General features: G+C 46.1%; 4 protein-coding genes. 2 read left to right on the top strand and 2 right to left on the bottom strand.

All coding sequences use genetic code 11. The features are described from left to right. Nucleotides 1–3,197 (bottom strand): PKD domain-containing protein (locus tag ABDW16_RS23485; RefSeq protein WP_343673161.1); only part of this gene is annotated, 3,197 nt, incomplete at its 3' end. A gap of 125 nt (nucleotides 3,198–3,322) precedes the next feature. Between ABDW16_RS23485 and ABDW16_RS23480 the strand changes: the two genes are divergently transcribed. After that, the gene (locus ABDW16_RS23480) at nucleotides 3,323–3,733 is read left to right on the top strand and encodes a hypothetical protein (protein WP_343673160.1); all 411 of its coding nucleotides are present in this window, start codon (nucleotides 3,323–3,325) and stop codon (nucleotides 3,731–3,733) included. Between the two features lie 89 nt (nucleotides 3,734–3,822). On the opposite strand, the gene ABDW16_RS23475 is transcribed toward ABDW16_RS23480, so the two are convergent. Then, nucleotides 3,823–4,464: a carboxypeptidase-like regulatory domain-containing protein gene (locus ABDW16_RS23475; protein ID WP_343673159.1), complete on the bottom strand. Its 642-nt coding sequence runs from the start codon at nucleotides 4,462–4,464 to the stop codon at nucleotides 3,823–3,825. 493 nt (nucleotides 4,465–4,957) lie between these two features. On the opposite strand from ABDW16_RS23475, the gene ABDW16_RS23470 reads away from it, so the two are divergent. Next, the gene (locus ABDW16_RS23470; protein WP_343673158.1) at nucleotides 4,958–6,739 is read left to right on the top strand and encodes a beta-galactosidase; all 1,782 of its coding nucleotides are present in this window, start codon (nucleotides 4,958–4,960) and stop codon (nucleotides 6,737–6,739) included. The last annotated feature ends 25 nt before the right edge of the window (nucleotides 6,740–6,764 follow it).

Here is a 6,764-nt window from a genome sequence, read left to right as displayed (position 1 = left end):
CCTCCTGTAGTACCTGATAGTGTCACCGCTTGTAGCGTATTAATGTTCCCGCAGTAAGGACTGCCAGCATATGATATCGTTGCATTCGGTGTACCGCTTACATTGACGGTAGTTGTTGCTACTACATTCGTACATCCACCACTGCCAGTCAGCGTATACCGGATGGTGTAATTGCCCGGCGTAGCACCTGCCGGATTTAATGTACCTGTAGATGGATCAATTGTCATACCTGATGGAGAAATGCTATAGGTGCCACCTGCATCACCGGTTCTTGTTACATTCACCGCAGCACTGGTGCTGGTATTACATAAGGTAGCGGGTGTGTAACTGATAGTAGCAGCAGGAGGTTTTGTAATAGTAACATTAGCAGTGGTTGTAAGTCCCGGGCAGGGTGGAGTAGCAGCAATCGTATAAGTCACGGTATAAGTGCCCGGTGTACTTGCCGCTGGTGTGATGGTTCCTGTGGTTGTATTCAATTCCAATCCTGAAGTTGAAGAAAATACACCTCCTGTAGTACCTGATAGTGTCACCGCTTGTAGCGTATTAATGTTCCCGCAGTAAGGACTGCCAGCATATGATATCGTTGCATTCGGTGTACCGCTTACATTGAAGGTAGTTGTTGCTATTACATTCGCACAGCCACCACTGCCAGTCAGTGTATACCGGATGGTGTAATTGCCCGGCGTAGCACCTGCCGGTGACAATGTACCTGTAGAAGGATCAATTGTCATACCTGATGGTGAAATGCTATAGGTGCCACCTGCATCACCGGTTCTTGTTACAGTTGCAACTGCACTGCCGGTAGTATTACATAAATTAGCAGGCGTATAACTGATATTAGCTGCCGGTGCTTTTGTAATAGTTACGCCTGTAGTAGTCTGGAATCCCGGACAAGGCGCTGCGGCAGCAATTGTATATGTCACAGTATAAGTACCCGGTGTACTTGTTGCTGGCGTGATCGCGCCTGTAGCTGCATCCAGCATCAATCCTGCTGTAGACGAAAATACACCACCTGCACTCCCTGTTCGTACAACTGCCGTTACACCATCAGCAGAACAGATAGCCCCATAACTGATGGTAGCACTGGGACTACCATTAACAGTTACAGTCGTTGTTGTTACTACATTTGCACAACCACCCGTACCTGTTATTGTATAACGAATGGTATAATTCCCCGGTATTGCACCCGCAGGTGTCAGCGCACCGGTAGTAGCGTTAATACTCATTCCCACCGGCGATATACTATACACACCACCCGTACTCCCTGTCTGTGTGACACTGACTACCGCACTCCCTGTTGCATTGCACAGCACTGCTGGCGAATAACTGATTGTTGCAGATGGTGCCGGATTTACATTCACTGTAATTGCAGCCCGCGGACTTTCCCCGCAACCATTACGCTGACTTACATAATATGTTGTACTACCCGGCGTAGCTGTAGACGGCACAGGTGCACCCGGCAATAATACGCCGCCTGCATCATACCATTGTAACCCTGTACCACCCGCTGTCAATGCACCTGCCGCCTGTCCCTGACAATAATTAACCGGTGTAGTCACCGTTGGTGCAAGAGGGAATGTACCTACCATCACATCGATCTCTGCCCGCGGTCCTTCACAATTATTCGTCGTCTGACTTACATAATATTTTGTTGTGCCAATAGCTGCTGTAGATGGTGTGGGTGCACCGGGTAGTGGCGCACCACCTGCATCGTACCATTTTAAATTAGTGCCCGTCGCGGTCAGCGGTGTCGCTGTCGTGTTCTGACAAAGTGTTACTGGCGTTGTCACCACAGGCATTGCGGGCAATGCATTCACCGTTACCACAACAGGTGCTTTCGCACTTTCACATTGCCCGGGCAATGTCTGTGTGGCATAATAAGTCGTTTGACCCGCAGTAGTTGTAGCTGGAACAGGCGCAGTGGTCAATAGCGTACCGCCGGCGGTATACCATTTAATGTTCGTGCCAGTAGCTATCAGTGCCGTCGCTGTTGCACCCTGACAATATACTACCGGCGTTGTCACTGCAGGCATAGGCGAGACCGGCAACACTGTAATATCTATATACTTTGTATCCGACCCACAGGTCACACTCGTTGCCTTTAGGGTAATCCTGTAAGGCCCTGCAGCTGCATATTTATGACAAGCCGGGGTCTGCTGTGTAGACGTAAACCCATCTCCAAAGTCCCATTCATAATCTGTATTGGAACTACAGAAATTTCCACTCGTACCTGTACTGGATTTATTGATGACACATACGTTTTCATTCACACACACTGTTGAATTAACTGAAAAGTCAGCTACCGGCTTAGAGCGTATTACAATCTGGTTCAGGGTATACGTCGTGGTATAACATGCATTTCTCGTATATAAGGTAGCTTTATAATCTGCACTGGGACAGGAAGATCTGGTGTAGGTATGAGAGATCTTAAAGACAGTATTCGTCGTGTTCAATGGATGGGTCAAAGTTTGTAGCGGCGTACCATCTCCATAATCCAATATATATTCCGTACCCGGTGAGTTAGTGAACCAGTTGCCGATCTGGAACTCTACCGCCGCCGGCGCACAGAGACCTGTTGTAGAAGTAGAAGTGGTGAAACTCGCCAGTGGGTTCCGACCATTATAAAACTGGTAGGTGGTGGTTCGTACACAACCATTCGAAGGAGTAATTTTTATGGTCAGCAGAAAATACCCCTGCGTATTGTAGGTATGCGTCAACTGTGCCCCCGATGCCCAGTCCATTTGGGTAAAAGCCGGGCTCCCATCGCCCCAGTTAATCTCATAGTTATTACCCGTACCGGATACGACAGAACTGTTTTCTACTTTCAGCGTGTAATTCTGATTCCCGTTACAGTTGGTAAAAGGCCCATCCGTTGTACTTTTATCTTCCAGGGAAGGTTTGGGGGCGGGATTGATAGTCAGAGTGCCTCCGTTCACACCATCTACAACTACAGCACCGGTAACCGCATTGTCTGCTACTACTGCTGTAATGCTGGTTGCACTACTGATCACAAAACTTGCCGCCGGCAGACTGCCCAATGTCACATTTTGAACACCGGTAAAGTTGGTGCCCGTAATTACCACCTGTGCCCCCTGACAGATAGTTGTAGGGGTAATGGCCGTAATGGTAGGAGGTTGTGCATGAACGGAAATAGCTACCAATAAGAAAAATACGAACAAGACACTACGGGGCATCATATAGGGACTTTGATATTTAGATATATATTGCTAAAGGGCAACAACGATAACAGCATGACCACCAGAATTGTTCAACCTGGTTAAAATAATTTGCGTATAATTATATTTAAATAAAATATAAATTGATGTTATTCGCAATCTTATTTATGGGTATGCTAAACCGGGTAGATACATTGCCCGGAGGCTTTTGTAAGCTGGAAGAAGATACGATGTTTCATGAGCAGGTGGTAAGGTATCCGGAGGTGGCGCCTTCGTTTCCGGGGGGAGAGGAGGCGATGGCAAAGTTTATTTTAAAGAATTTACATATTCCTACCCGGGAGGATGTTGAGCAGCCGTATTATGCTTCCTCATTTCCTGTTTTTTTCATAGATACGACAGGGAAGATTGCTAAATGGCGGTTTGGGAATAATAAGAACCCGACTACCCTGTTGGATAGTGCTATGCAGAATGTGATTATAAAGATGCCGAAGTGGAAACCAGGTACCTGCAATGGGGTGGCAGTACCAGTGTTGTTTATGTTACCGGTAAGGCTATGAGGAGTGTGATATTTTTAATGGGATGTGCTGGCCGGCAGCGGCAGTCCTGTTGGAGCAGGCATGCCTCCTTTTACAGGCACAGTATTTCCTCATCGGAATAATTTATACTTTAATCGTTTCCACCAGCTTGATTTCACATAAACGACAGATATTCCTCCTAATACTGCGGCGCTCATTTTCAGCTCGCAATATACAGGCTGCTTTGCCTTCAATTGCTGTTCAGGTATAATTATCTCTTTCGGTTCATATCCTACATAACGTAAACTCAGCTTCACACCTTTTTGATATTCATCTGGTATTGACAAACTAAATGTTCCATCCTCCTGTGTAGCCGTACCTATCCTGGTTGGTTGCCCTTGCTGATCCACTATCAACACTGTCACCGCCATTAATGGATCACAACTTGAGGAGTCGTGTACAATCCCTGTTAGTTTAATTTGTCCTTTCCCGCTTTCCGGCATTACCAGCGCCAGCACCCCGGCTAGTATTGCTGCAGGCATCCATCTCTTACCTGGGTTCTCAACTATCTCTCTGTCTAACTGCGAAGGCAGCAAACTACCACAACACCCCTGGTGCTTTTCAAAATAAGCCATCATTTGCTGATCTGTCATACCAGTAAAATCTATGACCTGCTTCTGACAGCTGCTACAATACCGTCCACCTGGCATAGGTGTCATATTTTGTAAAGGAACCGTACATGGTTCGGGAATCGAGATAGTCAATTTTTTCATCAGGAGAAATTTATGCATAATTCTGATCTATTAATAACAATCAGATGCTTTTCTAAATGTGTAATAATCTGCTGATCCATCATAATAGACAAGTCAGTATAGGTCACCATCATATCGATGCATCCTTTCAAAGATAGGATGCTGCTTTTGTCACAATTCCATAAATCAAGTTACTGGTTTTTCCTATACTGATACTTCTACTAATACTGATTCGGAAGATTCATTTTTTAAATACATTAAAATGTTTTTCCTATACTGATACTTCTACTAATACTGATTCGGAAGATTCATTTTTTAAATACATTAAAATGTTTTTCCTATACTGATACTTCTATTAATACTGATTTGGAAGATTCATTTTTAAATACATTAAAATGTTTCCCCTACTACTGATACATTCACTAATACTATTTTAACCTTTATATTACCATAACATTCCTTATTTTGCCCACTTAATCAATTGTTACAGGGACGAATGAGAAAACTAATTGTCATGAGCGCGCTCGCGCTCCTCAGCTGTCAAATGGTACAGGCCCAGGCAAAACACACTTTTGCCTTATCAAAGAGTGAATTCCTCCTCGATGGAAAACCGTACCAGATCATCAGCGGAGAACTGCACCCGGCCCGTATTCCCAAAGAGTACTGGCGGCACCGTATCCAGATGGCTAAAGCCATGGGCTGCAATACCATTGCTGCCTACGTGTTCTGGAACTATCTCGAACAGGAAGAAGGTACTTTCGACTTCTCATCAGAAAACCGCAACGTTGCTGAGTTCATAAAAATCGCTCAGCAGGAAGGCATGTGGGTACTCCTCCGCCCAGGCCCATACGTTTGCGGTGAATGGGAGTTCGGTGGCCTACCACCTTACCTGCTCCGTACGCCGGACATCAAAGTACGCTGCCTCGATCCCCGCTACATGGCTGCTGTAGAGCGCTATGTAAAAGCCCTCAGCGAACAGGTGAAACCTTTGCTGGTGACTAACGGCGGTCCTATCATCATGGTACAGGTGGAGAATGAATATGGCAGTTATGCAAATGATAAACAATACCTCTACAAACTGAAAGCCCTCTGGGAGCAAAATGGTATCAATGTACCTTTCTACACTGCCGATGGCCCTGTAGACCCATTGCTGGAAGCCGGCTCCGTACCAGGTGCTGCCATTGGTCTTGACTCCGGCGGCTCTGAAGGCGACTTCGAAGCCGCAAAACGCCAGAACCCTGACGTACCTTCTTTCAGCAGCGAATCTTATCCCGGCTGGCTCACACACTGGGGCGAAAAGTTCGCACATCCTGATACCTCAGGTATCCTGAAAGAAATCAGGTTCCTGCTCAGCACCAACCGCTCTTTCAACCTCTATGTTATTCATGGTGGTACCAACTTCGGTTATACCGCCGGCGCTAACTCCGGTGGCAAAGGCTACGAGCCGGATCTGACTACTTACGACTACGATGCACCTATCAACGAACAAGGTGTACCCACCGCAAAATATATGGCGCTGCGCAACCTCATCGCCAGCTATACGAAGAAGAAACTGCCCGCTATACCGGCACCCATTCCGGCTACTGTAGTGGCAAATTTCGAAGTAAAACCATATGCCAGCGTATGGGAAAACCTGCCTGCGCCAGTCGCTTCTGTACAGCCAAAAACTTTCGAAGCTTATGGCCAGGACTATGGTTTCATGGTGTACAAAACAAAACTGGTAGGCCGTAAATATGGTACATTGAAAATCACTGACCTGCACGACTATGCAACTGTATTCCTGGATGGTAAATACATCGGTAAAATAGATCGCCGCCTGGGTGAAAACAGCATCAATCTGCCAAAGACAGCTATAAAAAATCCGGTACTGGAAATCTTTGTGGAAGCAATGGGACGTATCAATTTCGCACAGGAACTGATTGACCGTAAGGGTATTACTGATCGGGTAACCCTCGAAGGTATGACACTGATGGATTGGCAGGTATATGGATTGCCAATGAAGGATGGTTTTGTGTCACAACTGAAACCCGGTGCTGATACCAGCCGCCCCGGCATCTTCTTTAAAGCCGCTTTCAACCTGAATACGGCTGCTGATACTTATATTGATATGAGTAACTTCAAAAAAGGTATTGTATGGGTGAATGGACATAACCTGGGACGCTACTGGGAAATTGGACCGCAGAAACGTTTGTATTGTCCTGGTCCATGGCTGAAGAAAGGAGAGAATGAAATTGTGGTGTTCGACCTGTTGCAGACCACTGCTGCTACTGTAGGTGGTGCGAAGACACTGGAATAAAGTAAAAGTGAAAATGAAGCCGCAT

This window comes from Chitinophaga sp. (assembly GCF_039596135.1).
Lineage (GTDB): Bacteria > Bacteroidota > Bacteroidia > Chitinophagales > Chitinophagaceae > Chitinophaga.
This window is presented reverse-complemented; position numbering and strand designations above follow the sequence as displayed.

Excerpts from the sequence above, each read along its gene's own strand:
- ABDW16_RS23480 (WP_343673160.1), top strand. The coding sequence starts at position 3,323 with ATGTTATTCGCAATCTTATTTATGGGTATGCTAAACCGGGTAGATACA.
- ABDW16_RS23475 (WP_343673159.1), bottom strand. The coding sequence starts at position 4,464 with ATGAAAAAATTGACTATCTCGATTCCCGAACCATGTACGGTTCCTTTA.
- ABDW16_RS23470 (WP_343673158.1), top strand. The coding sequence starts at position 4,958 with ATGAGCGCGCTCGCGCTCCTCAGCTGTCAAATGGTACAGGCCCAGGCA.